General features: G+C 42.5%; 18 protein-coding genes. 9 read left to right on the forward strand and 9 right to left on the reverse strand.

Going from position 1 to position 22,823, the window contains the following annotated elements; translation table 11 throughout:
* Positions 1-236 precede the first annotated feature (236 nt).
* On the forward strand, positions 237-1,505 hold the full coding sequence (locus NKI27_RS14560) for an EAL domain-containing protein (RefSeq protein WP_265046760.1): 1,269 nt from the start codon (positions 237-239) through the stop codon (positions 1,503-1,505).
* A gap of 65 nt (positions 1,506-1,570) precedes the next feature.
* On the opposite strand, the gene NKI27_RS14565 is transcribed toward NKI27_RS14560, so the two are convergent.
* From NKI27_RS14565 to NKI27_RS14575, 3 genes are all read right to left on the reverse strand, one after another.
* Complete coding sequence (locus NKI27_RS14565; RefSeq protein ID WP_265046761.1) at positions 1,571-3,319, reverse strand: Ig and FN3 domain-containing protein; 1,749 nt, start codon at positions 3,317-3,319, stop codon at positions 1,571-1,573.
* A gap of 201 nt (positions 3,320-3,520) precedes the next feature.
* Complete coding sequence (locus NKI27_RS14570; protein ID WP_265046762.1) at positions 3,521-4,057, reverse strand: SprT-like domain-containing protein; 537 nt, start codon at positions 4,055-4,057, stop codon at positions 3,521-3,523.
* Between the two features lie 29 nt (positions 4,058-4,086).
* On the reverse strand, positions 4,087-5,271 hold the full coding sequence (locus tag NKI27_RS14575) for an aminotransferase-like domain-containing protein (protein ID WP_265046763.1): 1,185 nt from the start codon (positions 5,269-5,271) through the stop codon (positions 4,087-4,089).
* Positions 5,272-5,572: 301 nt separating this feature from the next.
* On the opposite strand from NKI27_RS14575, the gene NKI27_RS14580 reads away from it, so the two are divergent.
* The 3 genes from NKI27_RS14580 to NKI27_RS14590 all read left to right on the forward strand — a co-directional run bounded on the left by NKI27_RS14580 (position 5,573) and on the right by NKI27_RS14590 (position 9,335).
* Positions 5,573-6,073: an NUDIX hydrolase gene (locus NKI27_RS14580; RefSeq protein ID WP_265046764.1), complete on the forward strand. Its 501-nt coding sequence runs from the start codon at positions 5,573-5,575 to the stop codon at positions 6,071-6,073.
* A gap of 90 nt (positions 6,074-6,163) precedes the next feature.
* Positions 6,164-6,373, forward strand: coding sequence for a hypothetical protein (locus NKI27_RS14585; protein ID WP_265046765.1), 210 nt, complete (start codon positions 6,164-6,166; stop codon positions 6,371-6,373).
* 190 nt (positions 6,374-6,563) lie between these two features.
* On the forward strand, positions 6,564-9,335 hold the full coding sequence (locus NKI27_RS14590; protein WP_265046766.1) for a CHASE domain-containing protein: 2,772 nt from the start codon (positions 6,564-6,566) through the stop codon (positions 9,333-9,335).
* Between the two features lie 4 nt (positions 9,336-9,339).
* Here NKI27_RS14590 and NKI27_RS14595 read toward each other — a convergent pair whose 3' ends face one another.
* From NKI27_RS14595 to NKI27_RS14605, 3 genes are all read right to left on the reverse strand, one after another.
* Entirely contained in the window at positions 9,340-9,798 is a 459-nt protein-coding gene (locus NKI27_RS14595; RefSeq protein ID WP_265046767.1) for an SRPBCC family protein, read from the reverse strand.
* Positions 9,799-9,873: 75 nt separating this feature from the next.
* Positions 9,874-10,776 (reverse strand): alpha/beta hydrolase, encoded by a 903-nt coding sequence (locus NKI27_RS14600; protein WP_265046768.1) that lies wholly within the window; start codon positions 10,774-10,776, stop codon positions 9,874-9,876.
* Positions 10,777-10,892: 116 nt separating this feature from the next.
* A complete protein-coding gene (locus NKI27_RS14605; protein ID WP_265046769.1) occupies positions 10,893-11,708 on the reverse strand; it encodes a M90 family metallopeptidase in 816 nt (271 codons plus the stop codon).
* A gap of 147 nt (positions 11,709-11,855) precedes the next feature.
* Here NKI27_RS14605 and NKI27_RS14610 point away from each other — a divergent pair, with 147 nt between their 5' ends.
* The 4 genes from NKI27_RS14610 to NKI27_RS14625 all read left to right on the forward strand — a co-directional run bounded on the left by NKI27_RS14610 (position 11,856) and on the right by NKI27_RS14625 (position 19,942).
* Positions 11,856-12,386, forward strand: a complete 531-nt coding sequence (locus NKI27_RS14610; RefSeq protein ID WP_265046770.1) for a sn-glycerol-3-phosphate transporter — start codon at positions 11,856-11,858, stop codon at positions 12,384-12,386.
* Between the two features lie 51 nt (positions 12,387-12,437).
* Positions 12,438-14,873 carry a DNA polymerase II gene (locus tag NKI27_RS14615; RefSeq protein ID WP_265049531.1) on the forward strand — a complete coding sequence of 812 codons (2,436 nt, stop codon included), beginning with the start codon at positions 12,438-12,440 and terminating at the stop codon, positions 14,871-14,873.
* On the forward strand, positions 14,870-17,068 hold the full coding sequence (locus NKI27_RS14620; RefSeq protein ID WP_265046771.1) for a LemA family protein: 2,199 nt from the start codon (positions 14,870-14,872) through the stop codon (positions 17,066-17,068). The genes NKI27_RS14615 and NKI27_RS14620 overlap by 4 nt, the downstream gene beginning before the upstream one ends.
* A 291-nt stretch (positions 17,069-17,359) precedes the next feature.
* Positions 17,360-19,942 (forward strand): EAL domain-containing protein, encoded by a 2,583-nt coding sequence (locus NKI27_RS14625; protein ID WP_265046772.1) that lies wholly within the window; start codon positions 17,360-17,362, stop codon positions 19,940-19,942.
* Positions 19,943-19,986: 44 nt separating this feature from the next.
* On the opposite strand, the gene NKI27_RS14630 is transcribed toward NKI27_RS14625, so the two are convergent.
* Positions 19,987-20,235, reverse strand: a complete 249-nt coding sequence (locus NKI27_RS14630; RefSeq protein ID WP_265046773.1) for a VF530 family protein — start codon at positions 20,233-20,235, stop codon at positions 19,987-19,989.
* A 244-nt stretch (positions 20,236-20,479) separates the two neighbouring features.
* Between NKI27_RS14630 and NKI27_RS14635 the strand changes: the two genes are divergently transcribed.
* The gene (locus NKI27_RS14635) at positions 20,480-20,896 is read left to right on the forward strand and encodes a hypothetical protein (protein WP_265046774.1); all 417 of its coding nucleotides are present in this window, start codon (positions 20,480-20,482) and stop codon (positions 20,894-20,896) included.
* Positions 20,897-20,945: 49 nt separating this feature from the next.
* On the opposite strand, the gene NKI27_RS14640 is transcribed toward NKI27_RS14635, so the two are convergent.
* Together NKI27_RS14640 and NKI27_RS14645 are read right to left on the reverse strand one after the other, a co-directional pair.
* The gene (locus NKI27_RS14640; RefSeq protein ID WP_265046775.1) at positions 20,946-21,137 is read right to left on the reverse strand and encodes a CPXCG motif-containing cysteine-rich protein; all 192 of its coding nucleotides are present in this window, start codon (positions 21,135-21,137) and stop codon (positions 20,946-20,948) included.
* A 46-nt stretch (positions 21,138-21,183) separates the two neighbouring features.
* Positions 21,184-22,776, reverse strand: coding sequence for an ABC-F family ATPase (locus NKI27_RS14645; protein ID WP_265046776.1), 1,593 nt, complete (start codon positions 22,774-22,776; stop codon positions 21,184-21,186).
* Positions 22,777-22,823: the final 47 nt, after the last annotated feature.

A 22,823-nucleotide genomic window follows, 5' to 3' on the forward strand; every position in this document is an offset into this window, starting at 1 on the left:
CTATTTATCAGTACTTCTACTATATCGACTCGCACTTTAGCGGCATTTATTGCCGCTTTTTTTAAAGTGTCTCAAAACGTTTCCTGCACTATTGGTCAAAAGTTTTTACATAGATTTAACAAAAGTAAGTAGATGTTAGGATAATATTTTGGCACTCTCTATATATTCATATTTTTTATATAGTTAGATACTATAGCAGCATCTTTTAAAGGGGCTTTATCAGCTTGCTTTCGGCAATGAATACGACCTCAAAAAACCTTGCGCTTGATATTAGCAGCATAGATATGACGACCGAAACTGTCCTTCCGGGTGAGTGGTCGGCTAGTTTTATGGGGCTAAACCTACGCACTGCATTTCAGCCTATTTTCAGCCTATCGCACAAGCGCATAGTAGGCTATGAGGCCCTTGTTCGCCCTTTTGACTCTAACGGCGAACCGATGAGCCCAGGCCTTCTGTTTCAGCAACCCAGAAATGAGCAAGATAATATTCAGCTCGATAGAGCTTGTCGTTTTTTACACATGAAAAACTTCAAAGGCCTACCTGACGATCTTAACTGGCTCTTTATTAATGTATCTCCCGAAACGATTGCATTAAACCAGCACCACGATTCATTTTTTGGTCAGCTTCTAGAGCATTTTAATTTCCCCCCCCACCGCGTAGTCATAGAAATTGTAGAACAGCCTACCAGCAATAGCGAAAGCCTTGCCCAATCAGTTGAGTATTACAAGCAATTAGGCTGCCTAACAGCCATAGATGACTTTGGCGCAGGGCACTCCAACTTCGAACGAGTCTGGGCCCTTAAACCTGATATTGTTAAATTAGATAGATCAATGATTGTCAGAGCCTCCGATGAATTCAGGATACGACAAATGCTTAACGGCATTGTATCGCTACTTCATCAAGCTGGATGCTTGGTTTTACTGGAGGGCGTTGAAACAGAGGAGCAAGCAATGATTGCCATTGATTGCGGTGTAGATTTTGTACAGGGTTTTTATTTTGCCCGGCCACAAATGGGTAGAAACTCAAAACCCTTACCTACATCAGATCTTGGGAAGCTCTTAAGCATTTACAAACAAGAAGTTAAAGATAAAGCCGACCCCACGATCGCCATTCGCGACCATTACTTTCCTTTATTCAACAATGCTGTCGATAAGATAAGGGAAGGCACACCACTCGGTTTAGCGGCAAAGTCTCTTATAGAACACCATACCGTCACTCGATGCTACATGATGAACAAAGACGGCATTCAAATTGACGAAACCGTCACTTCAAACCAACACGAAGCATCACAAAACCCAAAATTTAAACCACTTGCAAACACTAAAAGCGCTGACTGGTTTCGCCAACATTATTTGCGCCGAGCACTCAGCGACCCCAATGAGCTACAAATTACACGCCCATATTTGTCGGTAACAGGCGCATATATGTGTGTTACGCTATCGCTACTATTTAAGTCAGGTAATGACGACATCGTCATCTGCTGTGACATTTTGGCAGACCAGTAGGCAATAAAAAACCCCTAAGGCTATTAACGCCTTAAGGGTTTATTGTGTTGACTGCTGTCTATCCGTTATAAGAAACTTTTACTCACAACATCTGAAAACTCACCCTGGATATCATTCACATCAAGCGTGGCAATTTTAAAGTAATAGGTTTTAGTTGGATCCAGATTTTCAAACGGATAATTCGTTGTCTGAGCCCCATCCACTAGTAATTTAGATGATAGGTTTTCAGGCTCTGTTCCATAAACAACCACGTAACCGGCAATATCATTAAGCGCCAACATAGAGCCATCCTGGCGAGCAGTCGGAATACTCCAACTCAATTGAGCAGTGTACGTTAACTCTTCTACCGCAAGCGTCGCCGACAAAGAAGGCACTTGCCCTGCCTCATTCGATACAATGACATCATAAACCCCCGAGTCATTCAATGCTACGCTATTAAATGAAAGGGTTGAGGCATTTTCGCCAACAAGCTCAACGCCATCTTTTCTCCACTGGTAATGAATATCACCCTCACCCTGCACCACCACGCTTAATTGCGCTCGTTCATTAACATCAACAACCACAGAGCCTGGGTGAGACGCTATTGTTAATAGTTTTGCAGGCTCTTCGACTGCAATAGAAGGGGCAGGTGGAACAATTACATCCTGCTTTTCATCACCCGCCATGTCGGCCCCAGCAGAATCATTCTTTTGAGTGTTACCGGCCCCTTGCGCTGGCGCAGAGTTATCCACATAAACACTTGATACTTCTTGGTAATACATATCTGTTGAGCTTTCTACAGAGATCAACTCAACAATTATTTGCTCATTATTGACAGTAGCCTGCAAATCACTTGCAATATCGCTAGCCTGATAGAACAGGTCATCAAGCGTAACCTCTGATACCACTCCGCCATTTTCGTCTGGCAATCCGCCAGACTGAGTAAAACGCACTGCAGCACTATTGATAACCTCATCTACTGACCCCCAGTCTGGCATATTCACCATGGCTAAAAAAGAGGCGGACATAATGGCATACTGAAGCTCGTCACCCGATAATGCGTTATAAGAATCAAGCTTAGTTAAATCAGGTGGCGGTAACTGCAACGACCCTTTTGAAAGCTTTAACGTATCCTCCACCAAAGCATACGCCGCACCAATATTGCGCTCACTTAAACCGTCAGTTTGACCCTTTGCATACGAAACCGCCAAGTGAGTAAGAGGTGTAACATATAAGATTAAAGCATTTTCTTCTTGCAGCCCTGAATACGCAGCCTCTAATATAAAATCATTATTTAAAGCAAACGTCTGTCCGAAGCCAATAAGGTTGCCTTGCTGGTCAACCCCACAGCCATTTACAACATCACAGGTCATTCTTGTAGCGGCATCGGCCGTTATTTCAACAACAACTCCATCAATATTACCGGCAGAAATAGAAATATTAAACTGTCCGTTGGCATCCGTTCGCTCAGCATATCCTAACGGAGTGGGTGACTTGCGATACAGACCCGCTTCACTTTCAATGCTAAATATACGAACAACACCGTTTTCGATAACACCTTTAATCGCACCACCGGTTATAGATATTTGCTTAACCTCTTGAGGATCAGCGACAGGTGTCTCATTTTGAGGATCAGCGACAGGTGTCTCATTACCATTGATCGTTTGAGACTGGGCGGTAGAAGAGCCTGACGTCGCAGTACTCGCAACTGAATCATTCTTATCATCAGAGTTGCACGCCGCCAACAAACCACTTAATGCGAAAATGCCAATGCTGCGCACACTAGGTTGGCGCAATAAAGCCCCCCAATGTTTAACGACTACATTTAAAAACATGACTTCACCCTTTAATCAATTTCGATGAGGTAATCATAAACGTTAAATTACCAAAATGACGTATCAATGCCACAATTCCATATATATTTGCGTCATGTTTTTGACAATTGAAAATATTGTTAAATGTTTCACGAATTTGTTGACATATAATAACAGAATGTCTACTACAAAAATAAGACCGCATCCTATATTTTTAAAATATTACTGTTTTTTTTGGTATAAGGCGCTGTTACATTTTCGACATAAATACGAAGACTGCTTCCTTCTCACTCGGTTATGCCTAATAGCCGATAGTGGGTGCGTTACCCCTTGACAACCACAGCTGTAAATATGGGGCTTCGGGGATGACCGCGATATATCAAACCGATGGGTAACCGAGGGCTCTTGCTTTAATACAGACCGCATAATCATCTGCCATTCTTGGCCATGAGGTTTAATGCTACGGCCATAGAGTTGATGAGCAATGACATGGGCCGTCTCATGAGGTGCTACCTCACCTATAAACGCCTCAGGGTTTTCTTCCATCAATACCCGATTAAAACGAATAATAGCGTTTGTTTTTTTAGCTATACCATAGGCTCGTAAGTATTCAAACCTAGCTTGCCCTGCACTTTTACCGCGAAGATCAAACCGAATATCGGGTACCGCTAACGACTCATTAAAGTAATCGTTAGCGGCCTGAATATTAATCTTAACTGCTTCTACAACCTTATATTGCAGATCTGTTAACGCATCCATCAGTGTCTATACTTAATTAATCTGCCACATCACGCCAATAGCATGGTTTTGATTACTTTACCCAGCCTAGCCATACCTGTTTCAATGACGTCTTCATCTACACTAGAAAAGTTTAAACGAAACGTATTTACTTCATCCCTACTAACATAGAAGGGTTGACCTGGCACAAATGCAACCTTGTCTTTAATGGCCATATCGAACAAATCCATAGAAGAATAACCTTCTGGTAACGCCCCCCACAGAAACATCCCCCCTTCAGGGTGAGTAATAACCACTTCTTTCGGAAAGTGCTCATCGATAGCCTTAATCATCGCGGCACGCTGACGGCCATATACTTTAGTGATTTCTGCGATATGAGCGTCAATATCGTTATCAAGCAAAAACTGATGAATAATACGCTGTGAGAAATAATTGGTATGTAAGTCTGCTGCCTGCTTAGCAATGACTAATTTTTCCATCAGTTCATCAGGTGCAACAATCCAACCTAGACGAAATGACGGCACGACAGTCTTTGAAAATGACCCCAATACCACCGTATTATCTGGAATCAGTTTTTTGAATGATGTCTTTTCGACACCCGCAAAACGTAAATCGCCGTATGGGTCATCCTGCACCAGAAAAGTTGAGGTACCTTTTAACACTTCAGCCACTTCAAGCCGGTTCTCTTCACTGTACGAAATACCCGATGGATTCTGAAAGTTCGGCACGGTATACAGTAACTTAGGCTTACGACAAAGCATTACTCCCTTTAAACGTTCAATATTCAGACCTTCTTCAGAAACCGGTACCGGATTAAACCTAGCACGGTACACAGAGAATGCTTGAATAGCCCCCAAGTAACCCGGCTCTTCAATAACAACGTCATCCCCTTCGTTAAGTAAGGTCTTACCTAACAAATCAAGACCTTGCTGAGAACCATTGGTAATTAATATGTTCTTTATTGGGACGTCGATTCCTTGCTTATCACGGTATCGATCAGATATATACTGCCTTAGCTCTGGATAGCCTTCGGTATTGCTATATTGAAGAGCATCAGCGCCGTGCTCATCTAGTACCTTATTCGTTGCCTGCTTAATCCCCTCAATAGGAAACAAGTCTCTATTGGGTAATCCACCCGCAAACGAAATAACGGTAGGGTCCATAGCAACTTTAAGTATTTCACGAATGAACGATTGGGGTACATCGGCTATACGATCTGAAAAAGGGGTATCCATTGTGGCTAACTTCTCTATTAAATTTTTCTTGTATTCTATATTTATCCGCTTTAGGTAGCTAGCAGCTGCTAACAAAATCAACGACTGTTTTTAGCTAAAAAGAGGCAGAATCATTACGGCACATTGCCTTATACAGCTACTTTAAATGATTCTCACCACTTTTAAAATCAAACAAAACCTAAAACCATAATAAGCACTAAACTTTACACTAGCATATTGGATGCTTAACTCGCCAAACCCCATCACAATGACCTATGATTAATAATCGATATAAAACATTCAATCATGCGAAGGAAATCCCATGCTCCACTGCCCTCAATGCGGGTTACTCAGCTACGAATTTGACGGACAAAAAGTCTACCTATGCAATAAATGTCAATATGAATTCTTCTTTAACTCAGCAGCTTCAGTCGGTGCACTGATTATAAGAGATGGGCGCCTTCTTACAGCCGTTCGAGCTAAGAACCCGAGCAAAGGTATGCTAGACCTACCAGGAGGGTTTGTTGACCCTGACGAATCTCTAGAGCATGCGCTTAGTCGTGAGTTACAAGAAGAGTTATGCATCACCCCTTCTTCTCTACAGTATTTCACATCAGGCTCAAATCGTTACCTCTACAACCAGATAGAGTATACAACTTGCGACGCATTTTTTATTTGTACCGTAGACCATTATAAAAACATGCAAGCTAACGATGATATTTGTGAGTTTCGTTGGGTCCCACTAAAAGAAATCGACTTAGACGCATTTGCATTTAAGTCGGTAAAACAAGCTATAGAAAAACTATTAAAAGAACATTATTAAACAAAGACATTGCGCTTTAACTAAGGTAATATCCGCGCCCTTTTTTCAAAAACATCGCACAACTATCATCCACATAGAGGGAGTGTACAAATGACCGGCAACGAGCAAGCGGTTATTAGCCATATGATGCCAGGCAATACGTATACATCTCAAACACTTTCCAACGCCTTAAAGTTGTCACGAGAAGCCGTCAGCAAAATACTTCTATCGGCTTATCGAGGCGGCGTCATTGACCGTTACTCCGTACAAGGAACCAAAGGGTTTGTTTACGCGACTAAGCAATTCGGTTTTAGCTTTTAGCTCCCACCTTTATCATCCTCAAATCAAATCTCACTCATGCTTAATTTAGCATTTATCCGTCTACATTGAGAATAATATCGGTCGACACATTCTTAACCCCCCTTAAATTTAACGACGAAACTTTATTACCCGCCCACCTCTGCTACTCTTTAAATAAAATATCGACATAATAAATAGCTAAAGAGGCTCGGTGAACATAATTCTAAGAACGACCCTTATAGCGCTTGCTTACTTTATTGCAGGTCAAGCGGGTTCATTTTTCTCTATCCCCCCAGGTTTTGCATCGTCAATTTGGCCTGCAGCAGGTATAGGTCTAGCAACCGCGCTTATTTACGGCCCAACCCCTGCAATGGCTGGGGTCTTTATCGGTTCGTTTTCTGTATCTTGCGTAAACTTTCTAGAAATCAATAACACCTTTTTAGCACATGACTTAATAATTCCAAGCGTGATAGCCTCAGGCAGCGCCATACAGGCGCTAACAGGCTACTTATTAATAAAGAAAGTAATCCCATCCCCTATACGCTTCATCGCACAGAAAGAAATTTTAAACTTTCTCCTTATCGCAGGCCCTATGGCCTGTTTGGTCTCAGCAACAATAGCGGTCACAGGCCTTTTTCTAGTCGGCGCCGTCCCTATCTCAAACCTGACATTTACTTGGTTTACATGGTGGACGGGGGATACTATCGGCGTGCTGTTTTTTACGCCTTTAATCATTATTGCACTTTCATCTAAAAAGGTTATTAACCACAGTCGACGCCTTCAGGTAATCCTTCCATCCATCATCTTATTTTTCACCGTATCATGGTTTTTTGCAGGCTCCCGCGAACACCAACTAGAAATACAAAATAGAGAACTATTAGAAACCGCTACAGGCTTTAGTGAACTTATCGAAAAGCAGACCATCGTCGTCAAAAATAAGCTACTGGCGCTAACGGCTATTTATCGAGGGAGTGAGTTTATAGACCGCCAAGGATTTTCAACATTTGCAAACATACTACTTAAAGATGACGAATCCATACAAGCGCTAGAATGGGTTCCCATCGTCAGCCACGAAGAAAGAAAGACCTATGAATACCTCGCTCAAAGTGAAGGCTTTAGTCGTTTTGAATTCAAGGAAGTCTCCGACAACAATGAACTAATATCGGCCAACAAAAGAGCCTACTACCTCCCTATTTATTATTTAGAACCTTTTCCAAAAAATGAAGCAGCACTTGGTTTTGATTTGGGCTCAAACCCAGAGCGTAGACACGTTTTAGAGCAAGCAAGAGATAGTGGGAACCAGACAGCCTCTCCACCACTAGAACTCATTCAGGGAGGTAAAGCTCAACCGGGATTTTTTATTGTATCGCCCCTATACGAACATTCAGGATTTGGTGTGCCGGATAACATAAGCGATCGCAGAGGCCGTATTTCAGGTTATGTGCTCGGCGTTTTTAATACCGAACAAGTCATGATGTCTGCACTTAAATTTGCAAAGTCCAAACAGATCGAACTCGCCGTTAGAGATGTTACTGATGTCGAAAACCCCATCGTCATTATTTCAATGGATACAAGCAATCTAAAGCCTAGTCACTCATTCCAACTAAATATAGCCAATAGAGTGTGGCAATTTTCGATCTACCCTAATGAGTCATATTACGTATTAGGGCGAGACTGGAATAGCTGGATCGTATTAACCGGCGGAGTCATATTAGCCATATTGCTTCAGGCATTTATTTTATTAGTCACCGGGTTCAACGAAGCTAAGCAAGAAGAAATAGAGCAAAAAACAAACGCGTTGAGAAAAGCCAGTAAGGAGGCGGACAATGCTAACCAGGCAAAAAGTAATTTTATAGCCAATATGAGCCATGAGTTTAGAACACCTCTCAACGCCATTATTGGGCTAACGGACTTAACGCTAAAAACAGAACTAAGCCCAAAACAGCTCGACTACTTAGTTAAAGTAAAAAGCGCATCTAGGACTCTTCTAAGCTTAATCAATGACACTCTCGACTTTTCTAAAATAGAAGCCGGTAAAATGGAATTAGAGAACATAACGTTTGACCTTAACGAGCTACTCTCAAAAATAGATACGCTATTTCAGTATGCCGCCAACGAAAAAAACATTCAGTTTCAGATGCAAAAAAACATTAACATTTCGTCCTGCATAACAGGAGACCCGTTACGAATAGAGCAAGTTTTAATCAACCTCTGCAGTAACGCAATTAAATTCACAGAGCAAGGCAGCGTTAAAGTAACCGTATCTGAAACACCAGTAGATAATGAGTCTGTTTCGCTACTATTTAGTGTATCAGATACAGGTATAGGTATTAGCCCTGCACAACAACAGCAATTATTCACATCCTTTAAACAAGCAGACGCATCAACCACAAGAAAGTACGGTGGCACCGGCTTAGGGCTTACTATTTGCAAACGACTCGTCGAACTAATGGGCGGAACAATCACCTTGAAAAGTAAAGAAGACCAAGGCAGCACATTTTCATTTACGGTGATCTGCGAGCAGTCAGCAGCACCCACAGTAGAAACTAAGCCAGACAGCCACCAGAAGCCCCCCTCATCTACGCACCTGCTTTCAGGGCTAAATATACTGGTAGCAGAAGATAACTTAGTAAACCAACTGATCGCCGAAGAAGTGCTCACAGGTTTTGGCGCTAGCGTAGTGCTCGCAGATAACGGGAAATTAGCATTAGACAAGCTCAACACTGATGGCCCGTTCTCAGCTATATTAATGGATATTCAGATGCCAGAAATGGACGGTTATGAGGCAACAAAGCATATCCGAGCAAACCCGAGCTTTAAAGACATCCCCATTATTGCCATGACAGCCAACGCATTAAGCAGTGATCGGGAGGAATGTTTAAAGGCAGGAATGAACGATCATATCCCCAAGCCCTTTGAGCCTGAAGATGTTGCAAACGCGATTCTCAATTGGACTAAGAATCGCCACGCTACTAGCTCCTGACATCTTATGACCTAACGTAACGCGCCGCTAACTTCGTAAAACCTTGCTTAATCGGTGCCTCAATAAGCTTTTTAAGTAGCCCCCCTATAAATGGAAGCGGGAGCTTTGATTCAAATTCAATGGTATATCGAACGCGAGTATTCTCACGCCCATCATTAGCAGTAATAGAAGAAAATTCCATTCGCCCAATATGATTTTTTATTGGACTACCTCGGCTCACTACGTATTCCATTAACGCGTTAGGCTCAAATGTCACCACGCGTTCTTCGAAGTCGAGCAAAGGGGCTGGGGATATCCTCCTAACTGAACCTAACCCGTTAAGATAACCTCCTACCCCATCTTCAACCCGCGTAATCTTTGTTTTTAGTAGTTTTCCAAATTTATAATGATCTGTCAGCTCAGAAAAAACCTCTGCGACAGGCGCCTGAAAGTCTTGCACTAACGCTATATATTCTGCCGCCATTGCTATTTACCCTAATCTCAATTAATTATTGATTTATACTAACTAAACTCAGAAAAGCCTTGCGTCATTAACAGACTAACCGATATCAGTATTAGACTTAATAAAGGCACCCATTTTTTTCAATGCGTGTTTCGATTCAGGCATAAACCCAGCATGAGTATGCCAAATATGCCAAACATTTCGAAACGCTTCTAAATCAGCACTAACGCCCGCTTGTTTTGCTTTTTGGGTCATCCGTCTGGCATCGCTTAACAAAAGTTCTGACTCAGCCACATGTGTCATTATTGGCGGAAGGCCTTTATATTCACCAAAATGAGGAGAAGCCAAAGGGTTTGCCAAACCATCAGGGCCGGCGTAATTATGCGCCAACTGCCGCATCCAAAGCGCATTCAACATAATTTCTGAGTGAGCGTTCCGCTTAATACTCTCACCGCTCATCGTCAAGTCAGTCCACGGAGACATTAAACACAAGCAAGCAGGTAGTTCGACTGCTTTATCTCGCACACTCATCGCCGTTGATAGCGCTAAACCTCCCCCTGCTGAGTCTCCCGCTATGGCAATGTTGCGACCACTATAACCTTGAACCAATAACCATTGATAAGCAGCCAAGGCATCTTCTAACCCTGCAGGAAAAGGATGCTCTGGCGCTAGCCGATAATCAATTAACAAAACATTAGCATCAGAGGCCAAGCCTAAACGAGCAGCATACTCTTTATGTGATTCAATGGAACCTATATTGTAAGCACCACCATGTAAGAACAGAATGACTCGTTGATTTTTCGCATTAACATCTATCCACAAAGCGGGGATATCTCGGATTTTTAATGCTCTTGACTTTACCCTTCGAGGTAAAGGCACCGCTCCAGCTAATCTATCGAGCCTTTTTCTTTGGGTAACAATAGGCGTATCGGCATTGAGGATCGGAGCGATTAATTTCTTGACGACCCAACGGGTAACTTTGCTCTGTGAACTAGACATCTCGTATGCTTATCTCGACTGTTTGTTCGTTTTAATTCAGGGTTCCAACCCTCCATTTAGAGTAAACACTCTACCTTTTACCGCAGCGAAGGGAAAGAAAAAACAACCATAACGTTTTAATCAATCCACTCTGAAGGGTCTACTGCATAAAACGTTTTCATCTCTTCAAACAGCTCTGGGTGTCGACGACGTAACTGAACGGGCCTTTCAAAAAAAGTTTCGGTGACCACCGCAAAGAACTCTGCAGGGTTAGTGGCGCCATACTGATCAATCAAACTACTAAAGCCGGAGTTCGCTTGCTTTTGCAGTCGCTCAAACTCACTCGATAAAACACGTGTCCAGCTCTGATAGCTTGACTGACTGCCTAATAATGGCGCACCATTAGTAGAGCCAGATTCCTGATCTAACTGGTGAGCAAACTCATGAAGTACGACGTTTTGACCGTCACTAAAATTTTTAACACCTTTAAACACGTCATCCCAAGACAAAATGACTTTACCCTGACTCCAAGACTCCCCTAGAAGCCCCGTTTTTTTATGTGACACCACACCCGATGCGCTCTGCTCACTTCTCGAGGCAACGAAAGAAGAAGGGTAAACCAGAACATGGTGAAGCTTAAAATACTGGTTGGTAGGTCTATTAAGTATCAATAGGCAGGCCTGACCTGCAATAGTAACCTTTATTTCGTCCGTTAAGACTAAGCCATCACAACCATAAAAAGTCTTATCGCGCATAAAGTATTTAACATGGTTATTTAACTGTGCCTGAAGTGCTTGCGGGAGTCGTTTATAAATAGGAATATTAGACGCCAGAATACGTTGCCATTCCGATGGGAAAGGTTTGCGTTCAAACCACCTGCGTTTCAATTTAACGAACACCACTGAAAATACAGCGATCATACAAACAAGAAGAAGAAACTGAGCAGCCGTCAAAAGAAAAACCTCTATCAAAAACAGGAACTGACTGATAAATATAGTTAAATTCTTGCGCGATAGCTATTGATGATTATTTAATCGAAAACTCATTCAGCTCTTCATAAAAATCGTCTATAATCCCCCCCTTTTTTAAGCATGCCATTGATGGCCGGAACTATGACTCGAAATACGACTGTATATTACTTTTTATTTCTCTTAACACTTCCCTTCACATTAAGCCTTACCGCGTCAAACGCGACAGCTGATTGGCTAGAAGAAGGAGATCAGTTCTATTTCCAAACGAGCCTATACACCGTTCACTATAGCCCTAAAGATGAGCATAACAACAAGCAGAATCTAATTAATATAGAGCTACAAAAAGCCTCGCAGTGGTTGGGAGGGCTTGCATTATTTAAAAATTCATTCGGTCAGAGCTCACAGTTTGCCTATGTCGGCTACAATTGGACTATCCCCTACACTCAAGAATTTATGTACTTTAAATTTGTGGGAGGCCTAATGCACGGCTATGATGGCGAATATAAAGATAAAATCCCTTTAAATCAGGCCGGAGTAGCACCTGCCGTCATTCCCTCCATTGGGGTTAGATACAAACGAGTGCAGTCTGAGATCGCACTATTCGGTGCGGCAGGCGCCATGTGGACAATAGGGTTTAACTTCCCGATAACAGGCGAATAAGAATAACGCCCTCATCACTTAGGCGAGGTAGCAACCATCATTAATGGCTTTATACTCACTCGCCAATGGAAAGATAACGACCATCAAGGTCAACCATCGCTAGAACTGAGGTTTTGGGTTCACACGCCGTCTGGCCCTCGGTTGATCATCAATAACCAGCAAGAAACGATCTTTTTTGTCGAGTCAGTCGATGACCAGCGTGCGAGCAGACTGTTAACGTCAATCAGCCACCGCACGCGCTCACTCACTTTAAAATCATTCAATCAGCAACCCGTCACCGCATTTTATTTCCCGTCGTCAAAACACATGAGAGAGGCCCAAAGGCGACTCACCCAGTCGGGCATTATTCCACTAGAAGCGGATATTAAACCACCAGACCGGTATCTTATGGAGCGGTTTATTACCGGCCCAGTCACCTTTGACGCGAGCCACCCTCTAACTGCATTAAATATACCGCTAAAGCCATCCAATTTTACGCCTTGCTTCAAAGTAGTTTCTTTTGATATTGAAACCTCGTTTACTCACGATCAGCTGTTTTCTATTGCGCTTTATACTTCAGATACGCAAGCGGTACTCATGCTAGGTCATGGACCTGTCACAAATAACTGTACCTATTTTTCATCTGAGACAGACTTGATCTACGGTTTCTTAGACTGGATTGAGCATTACGACCCAGATATATTAATTGGTTGGAATTGCATTAATTTTGACCTACGTTTTTTGGCTCGAAAGTGCGAAGCGCTCAATCTTTCCTTTAGTCTCGGAAGAAACAGGGAAAAGGTAGAATGGAGAACATCTGGCAATAACAATGGCGAAAAAGAGGCCGATGAAGACAAGCACTATTTTGTATTAGTGCCTGGCCGAGCAGTTTTAGATGGCATAGACACACTGCGCTCTGCCACCTACCACTTCGAAAGTTATTCATTAGAAAATGTAGGCCGAGAACTGCTGGGGCGAGGCAAGTTAATTCATGACCCCGATGACCGAGGCGATGAAATTATTCGTCTATTCAATGAGGATAAGCCTGCACTCGCGGCCTATAATCTCGAAGATTGTAAGCTCGTTTGGGATATATTTAAAAACACGGACCTCATTAACTTCGCTATTGAACGAGCACGATTAACCGGCCTCGCCTTAGACCGAGTCGGCGGCTCTGTTGCCGCCTTCGAAAACCTTTACTTACCTCGTCTTCATCGCCAAGGTTATATAGCCCCCAACCTACCTATTGACCCAAAAGGTGTGGGTAGCCCTGGTGGATATGTCATGGACTCAACACCCGGGTTATATGAGCACGTCATCGTTCTCGACTTTAAAAGTCTGTATCCCAGTATTATTCGCTCATTCAAGATTGATCCGTTTGGACTAACCGAAGCAGACGCGCTATGGCATGCTGACGATGAATACACTCCCGAACCCCTTAAAGATATCAATCAATACTCACCGGGATATCGAGGTGCCTTCTTTAAAAAAGAAAAAAGCATTCTACCGACCTTAATTGAAAACCTCTGGCTTGCTCGAGATAACGCTAAACAACACCAAAACAAAGCGCTTTCACAAGCAATTAAGATCATTATGAATAGTTTCTACGGTGTAATGGGTACGCCAGGCTGTCGTTTTTTTGACCCTCGCCTTCCGAGTTCAATTACGCTCCGTGGCCACTCCATCATGAACCAGACCCGAACGTTAATAGAAGAACAAGGATTTGACGTTATCTATGGTGACACCGATTCGATATTTGTCTGGCTTAACCGTTCAGTATCAAACACCGAAGCAGATTCAATAGGCAATCACCTAGTTGGCCATGTCACCCAGTGGTGGAAGGCCCACTTAGAGGAGCAGTACCAGCTCGATAGCGCACTAGAACTAGAATATGAAAACCATTATTCAAAGTTCTTAATGCCCACCATGCGAGGCTCTAATCAAGGCACTAAAAAGCGTTATGCCGGTTTGATAGAAAAACAGTTAGACATTGAGCAAGCGTCAGCAGCCAATACACCAACTGATAGCAAGCCTTATACCCTTATTTTCAAAGGCCTTGAAAATGTTCGTACCGACTGGACGCCACTGGCTAGAGAGTTTCAAAAAACACTCTATGAACGAATCTTTTTAGGTCAGCCTTACCAAGACTTTATATTGCAGACGGTTCAAGAAATACGTGCAGGTAAGCACGACTCAAAACTACTATTCCGAAAACGACTTCGACGTAAACTCGCAGACTATCAAAAAAACATTCCTCCTCACGTTCAAGCAGCAAGAAAAGCCGATGTATGGCTGCAGCAACAAGGTAAGCGTCCAAGATACCAAAACCGAGGCTGGATAGAGTATGCTTATACGATTAGAGGCCCAGAACCTGTTGAATGTTTATTTTCACCGCTCGATTATGAAGTCTACTTGGCGCGCCAGATTGAGCCTATTGTCGATGGGATTGTGATGTTCTTAGGTCAGTCGTTCTCTGAGATAACCAGTGATCAAATTTCCTTATTATGAAAAAGCTATTGACCACAACGCCTATTTTCATTCTCATTACCGCCGCACTCTGTTTTGTAAGCTTCATGCTACTGACCAAAGGCTTCAATGAAATTGAGCACATTAGACAGTTAGAACGCATTCCTGAAATTTCGATCAATACTGTTTTAACAGGCGAAGTAAGCATTAAGGGTGAAGTAAAACCACTCGCCCCTCTCATCGACAGCCCTTATACCGCCACCCCTTCTGTCTATTATCGGTTTCTTCACGAAGAAGAACGCGTCGACTCGGATGGTGATAGCTACTGGGCTACACTGGTAGATGAAGCGCAAACCTCTGACTTTAGTGTGAGTGATACAACTGGTTCCATAGACGTATCAACCAGCGAAAATAGCCTTACCCCTATTCTTTGGACAATGCCTTCAGCGATGCGCAAAACCTTGGGGAAAAACCGCTATACAGAGTGGAGAATAGAGCCAGATCAAACCGTTCATGTGATTGCATACGCAATTAACGAGGGCGATACCACTAAACTCTCTTTTACACCAGAAGGCTTATACAGCCCGATAGTCACCCAATACAGCCCTATGTATGAACGAGAGCAGATGGGAAAAAATGGAATCATTTTTATTTGGGTAGGGCTTGTCGCATTAGCCTTTTCTATATTCAGCATTGTCTGGGTACTCAAGATTCATAGCGTCATTGCATACTTATCAATGCTTACCATTGCGCTAACCTTGGTACTCGTTCAATTAGGAATATCCATGTTAAGCAACGACATAAAAGCGAGTGTTACGCGGCTTTATGCTCAATATGACGCCGTTCAGCAAGCATTAAATGACGTCAATGAACCGGCACCAAAGCGCTTATCAGGTCTGAAAGTTAACTTAGCACTTTATCAGGCACAACTAGGACATCAGCTTGACCGCTTTCCCGATAACGTCGTGGGGTGGCTAATTGACGCAGACACAAACCTTAAACAATTAGCGCTTAACAACACCGAAAAAGCACAACTCACTCATCGACTCAGCAATATCAAAAAGACCACGCTATCAGAGCCTTGGGTAAAGTGGGTGCCATTAATGGCCTTTATTATTATGTTTGCAGGGAGCTATTTCGGATTCCGAAAAATACGCTTTAAACGGTTTATTGAAAGCATCCCCACATCTAAAATATCAGGCGTCGTTTATGGCTTGGCAGAAATCAAGGGTGAAATTGAAAACCTCACCGAAACGAACATTTTAACAACCCCCGTTTCAGCTAAGCAGTCTGTCTGGTATTACTACAAAAAAGAAGAAAAACGAAAAAGCGGTAAAGACGATAAATGGGTAATACTAAAAGAAGAAACTAAATCAGTTCCCTTTAGCGCCTTTGATCACACAGGCAAGATAAAAATCATTGCAGACAACGCTGACGTTATATCTAAGCATAAAAAGGTCACACGGGAAGGTCGTTACCGCTATACCGAACAATACCTGAAACCCAACGAGACACTTTATGCGATAGGCTCAGCAAAAATAGACCCTAACGATCACAGCCGTCTACTCATCGGCAATGGTGATAAGTCAGAGCCCTTTATTTTAAGTAATTACTCAGAACAGCATGTGATGCTACATAAAGCTCGAAGCGGCATGATACTGTTAAACATCGCCTTTAGTGCACTGCTTTTAGGGGTCCTGTTATTATTTGCTAGTAGTGGCAATATTAGCCCCGATAGCTTTTTAATGGCCGCTTTATCTGCGCCCATATTGATGATGATTTTGATGGCTATTCTTCACTACAACGATATTCTTTTTTTACGCCAGCGTGTTGAGCGAAACATAGCGAACATCAATGTAATATTGCAGAAACGGTTCGACCTGATACCCATCTTAGAAAAAACAGTTAAACAGTACCTAGCACATGAAGGCTCATCATTAAGCCAAGTCTCACAACTGAGAAGCCTCTATAACCCCAACAACGAACAAACAGGGAGTCATGATCAATCCCTCTCAACACAGATACGCCTGTTGATAGAAAAGTATCCTGAATTAAAAAGTCATCAGATGATCAAGCCACTGATGGATGCCACCATAACACTAGAAGATGAGCTGTCCGTAATGAGGAGCGGATATCTTGATGCCGTTGAAATCTACAATAGCAGAATATGCTCATTTCCTGATGTAATGCTGGCACATGTTTTTGGATTCAAAGAGCACACCGTTAGGTCATGGTAAAACGTGCTCTTAGAAACTAGCCCTAGAAACCACCCCTTATAAACTGCCACTATGTAGCTAATATAACTAATAACGGCATTAAATTTTGGCACCTGCATGCCTTTACCCTCTACAACATACACCCTACCAACAAGGGTTACTTATAATTGTTAAGCGTCTAGTCTACAATGTCAGATAAAGCTTATTTTAGTAGATAGCGTAATTTGGTGTGATACATATTTTTAATTCAACAGCTTGGCACACTTCAAACGGTTAGAGATTAACGTTAATGACTAAATTGGTAACCCTTTAGTGATACCCCTTATTCAGCGACTCTGCATTTTAGCTTTTGTATTGCTTTTCAGCGGTCATTCACTCGCAGCCAATACGGTGACTAATATAGTCACGGAAAGCCCTCTTATTCAATCTCAGTTTCAATATATAAAAGACACATCAGGACACTCTAATGTTGGCGATATTATTAACCGTCCTGATGGGGAATGGCAACTTATCGAAAGTGGCAGCTCAAATTTTGGTGTCACAACTTCCCCTTACTGGCTTAGGTTTTCACTTAAAAACATAACATCTAAGCACATCAACTTAATTACTACGCTTGACTACCCTCAGTTAGATGACGTTGTTTTTTATGTCTATTCAGGCAACAAAAAAGTACATGAGTTCGCAACCGGAGACGCTCGCCCTTTTTACCCTAGAGAAGTCGACCACCCCAACATGCTGTTGCGTGTTAACCTGATACCAGAAGAAATAAAGACCATTTACATTCGCATTCAGACCGAAGGTTCGATGATTTTACCGCTGCAAATTTGGCACGAGAACCTTTATTTTTCAGCCGCCTCAAAAGAACAAAAGCTCCACTTCTTTTACTACGGATGCTTGACCATCATAATGCTGATTAATCTAGCCGTATTTTTGTTTCTGCGAGAAAAGCTTTATCTCTATTACTCACTCGCTATCGCAGGCTACTTACTCTTTTTCATGTCGATACTCGGCTATAGCTTCCAACATTTTTATCCTCTTAACCCCAATATCCATAGTCGAGCATTATTATTATCAATGCCGATTTTAGCTTTTTTCTCAGTGTTATTTTGCCGAGAGTTTTTAAAAACAAAGTCACATAGCCCCACGTTAGATTTAGGTCTTAGAGCGATGATGTACTTTGAGATTTTTAACTTTTTTTCAGCTTTACTATTTAGCTATAACTTGGCCATTTTAATTTCAGCCATTTCAGCCTTTTTCTTTTTCTTCATACTACTAGCGGCTGGCCCTATTACTTGGATGGCAGGCTTACGCGCTGGGGCCTTTTTCACTGTTGCGTGGTCACCCCTTACCATCGGTGTATTAGCAACCGCAGGCCGCTCACTAGGGATATTCCCTGAGAATTTTTTAACTCAATACGGTATGCAAATTGGGTCAGGTCTAGAAGCATTTATTTTAACCTTAGCGCTCGCGGACCGTTTATATCATGAACGTGAAGAAAAAATTCAGGCTCAAACGGACAGTTTTCAAAAAGAAAAAGCACGGCACGACGCTCAAAGTCAGTTAGTTGAAGCAATGTCGCATGACCCAATCACACACCTACCCAATCTAAACCGCTTTGAAAGGATGGTTAACCAACAACTTCAACGAGACCCTAAGAGCCACTATATAGTGGGTGTCGCTCGCGTCACTCGGCTTGTCGAAATAAACCGGACTTTAGGTCTAACCCGTAGCGAACGCCTACTCAACCGCATAGCCAAACAAATGGTTGAACTCGCAGAACGACTACCTGGAATACAAAGTCAGCGTGACAAGAACGGACATGAAGAACGCGTTTATCAGTTATCTGGGGATTGCTTTGGTATGCTCATTCGCGCGGACGAAGTCAATGACCGATTCGAAAGCATAGATAAAGCATTTCTATTGCTCGCTAAACCAATGCTAATGGACGGACTAGCAATTGAACTGCACCCCCAGTTTGGTGCTGCCAGCTATCCTGCTCACGGTGACAATGCAGCGTTGCTGATCCGTAACGCGCATGTAGGCATGGAAATGACACCCCAGGGGCAATTTCTATCGGGTTATTACTCACCTGATTATGATATTTATAGTGAGAGCCGGCTTACTTTAATGTCAGACCTGAGGGAGGCTCTAAATAAAAATCAAACACAACTGTATTATCAGCCTAAAGCCTGCATGACAAGTGGAGAGATTGTGAGCTTAGAGGCATTAATTCGATGGCACCACCCCGAGCGTGGCTGGGTCTACCCAAACGACTTTATCCCTTTAGCAGAAGAAACCGGCGTGATTACACATATAACGCGCTGGGCACTAGAACAGGGTATTGCGGATTTAGCCATACTGCTTCATGACCACCCAAATTTAAGTGTCTCCATTAACATATCTGCTCGTGACCTTGAAACAAACGGTCTTAGTGACCTCATTGAAACAACATTAAATCACTATCATGTTAAAGCAGATAGGCTCACTATAGAGTTAACAGAAACCGCCATAATGGAAAACCCAGAGATAGGATTAACCGTGCTTGAACGATTGGCTGATGTTGGGCTTCGAGTATCTATTGATGACTTTGGTAGCGGTTATTCCTCGCTTTCTTACCTCAAGCAACTGCCCGCAACTGAAATTAAATTAGACCGCTCTTTAGTTATGGATATATGCAGCTGTGAAAGCTCGAAAATCATAGTTGAGACGAGCATAAATATGGCTCACGGCTTGGGTTACAAAGTGGTAGCAGAGGGTGTAGAAGATAAAGAGACTGCACGCTTACTACAAGCGCTGAATTGCGATTGGCTGCAAGGATACTGGCTCTGTTACCCACTGCCTATAGAAAAATTAAAGCCTTGGTTAAACGGGCAGCCTAAACTATTTGAAGACTAAAATAAGCTTAGTTTGCTAAAAAATAGTTGAGCATCCCCGACCATTTATTGAGACTTACTCTCACCCCATATAGACATATTTTTATATTTTAAAATATAAAGTTCCTCTACTTTTTTACGCGCCCAAGGCGTCTTTCGCAAAAATTTTAAACTGGATTTAACAGAAGGATTACTGTTAAAGCAGCGAATATTAATCAGCTGGCCTAACTCCTCCCAACCAAAATAATCGACTAATCGATTTACGATCTGTTCTAGCGTGACGCCATGTAGGGGGTCATTAGATTGTTCATGCATTAGGCCGCTCTCTATATTTACTCATAATGGACAGGATACTAATCACTATTGCTAAAGAATTCATCTACTAACCATCATTCCCCTATCCACGATTAAGCAAAAATCAAATTAACCTATTGAAAAATAATAAGTTAACGATTGTTTACAATATTTCAAACGACTGTTTGAAACAAATGTTTTAATATAGCTTTATCGATTTTAAATAATTTAATACTAACCACGTCACAATAATGGGAGCAGGATTATGAGAAATGCATTTAAATACATTGCTACGGGAATAGTTTCAGCATTGGTATCTTTTAGCGCACTTGCAGATGACTCTTTGGAAATTGAAAGCAGCTCTATTAACGGCTTCTCAGGCACTTTTCAAGCAGATGCCCATACCATCGCTTTTGATAGCACGTTAGCCAACAACACCTTGGTTAAGTTTACAGTCAATATTGACGGGGAAATAAGACAAGCTAATTTTGATTTAAAAGATAGTCGTTTAACACTAACAGGTGGAAACCAGAACCTTACCCCAGAAGAGCAAGACTTAATGTACGATACCGCTCAAGCAGTAGCAGCATATGTATTAAGAAGTCAGGATGATTTAGGTGAACACCTAGTGGTATTGGTTGGCGCTATGGATTATTGGTCAGCACTCAGTTCAATTCACTAAAATGCGCTGGGCTTTTATCGCTCTCCAGCAATACGCCTCGGCAGCTCACTCAAGTATTCTCAGGTGCAAGGGTTACCGAGGGCAACCCTTGCTCATCAACCAGCACGGAGATGAGCATAGGTCCGCAGCAAACCTGACAGTCTTCGGTATATTGCTGCTCAACAACACTACAGTCAATCACCAACTCTATCGGCTCACCACATAAGGGGCATCGCTCCGAAACCGTTTCCAGCATATTCATCGCTTACCCCTCCAGTAAATTAATACTCGTTTTAATACCTATTATACTACACGACACCCTGACTTTTTAGATAGTCTTCATAACTACCATTAAAGTCTACGATTCCTTCTGGTGTCAATTCGATAATGCGCGTCGCCAATGAAGAAACGAACTCTCGGTCATGACTGACGAACAGCAATGTACCTGGATACTCTTCTAATGCGCCGTTTAACGATTCAATAGACTCCATGTCCAAGTGGTTAGTGGGTTCATCCATCAGTAGTATGTTAGGTCTTTGCAACATCATCTTGCCGAATAACATACGGCCTTGCTCACCACCTGAGATGATCTTAACTGATTTTTTAATATCATCCTGCGAGAACAGCAATCGGCCTAACGTACCACGAATAACCTGCTCGTCATCACCTTCTTGTCCCCATTGAGCCATCCAGTCAAACAACTGCTTATCTTCTTCAAAATCAGCAGCGTGGTCTTGTGCATAGCTACCAATTACCGCATTTTCTGACCATTTAACAACACCTTCATCCAGCTCTATATCACCGAGTAACGATTTTAAAAGCGTAGTTTTACCAATACCGTTTGGCCCGATAATAGCGATTTTCTCGCCTACTTCGACCATTAACTTCAGGTTTTGAAATAAGGTTTCACCATCATAGCTCTTCTTCAAACCATTCGCTTCAAGCGCTAATCGGTGAAGCTTTTTCTCTTGTTCAAAACGAATAAACGGATTCACACGGCTAGAAGGTTTAACTTCATCTAGCTTAATTTTATCAATCTGCTTAGCTCTAGACGTCGCCTGTTTTGCTTTAGATGCGTTAGCAGAGAAGCGGCTAACAAACCCTTTAAGCTCAGCAATCTGCGCTTTTTTCTTAGCATTATCTGACAATAGTCGCTCACGCGCCTGAGTCGATGCCGTCATATACTCGTCATAGTTACCCGGATATAAACGCAACTCACCGTAATCTAAGTCAGCCATGTGAGTACAAACACTGTTCAAAAAGTGTCTATCGTGCGAGATGATGATCATGGTGCAGTTGCGTTCATTCAACACACCTTCTAACCAACGAATGGTGTTGATATCCAGGTTGTTGGTAGGCTCATCTAGCAACATGATATCAGGCGCAGAAAACAATGCCTGTGCCAACAACACTCGCAGCTTCCAACCTGGCGCAACTTCGCTCATTGGCCCATTGTGCTGTTCCAGTGGAATACCCACACCTAACAATAACTCACCCGCCCTTGATTCAGCGGTGTAGCCATCCATCTCGGCAAACTCAACTTCGAGTTCTGCCACTTTAATTCCATCTTCTTCGGTCATTTCTGGCAACGAGTAAATACGATCGCGCTCTTGCTTAACGTCCCACAGTTCATTGTGGCCCATAATGACGGTATCAATAACAGAAAAATTTTCAAACGCGAACTGATCTTGACGTAGCTTACCAATACGCTCATTTGGATCAGTCATGACGGTTCCAGAAGTCGGCTCTAAATCGCCTCCCAGAATCTTCATGAAGGTTGATTTTCCGCACCCGTTGGCGCCAATCAAACCATATCGATTACCTTCGCCGAATTTAACAGATACGTTTTCAAAAAGAGGTTTAACCCCAAATTGCATGGTGATGTTAGCTGTAGATATCAAGTTTTTAGTCCAGAATTAGCCGGCTGCCATTTTAGGGCAAAGCCAAG

It is taken from the genome of Alkalimarinus alittae, from assembly GCF_026016465.1.
Lineage (GTDB): Bacteria > Pseudomonadota > Gammaproteobacteria > Pseudomonadales > Oleiphilaceae > Alkalimarinus > Alkalimarinus alittae.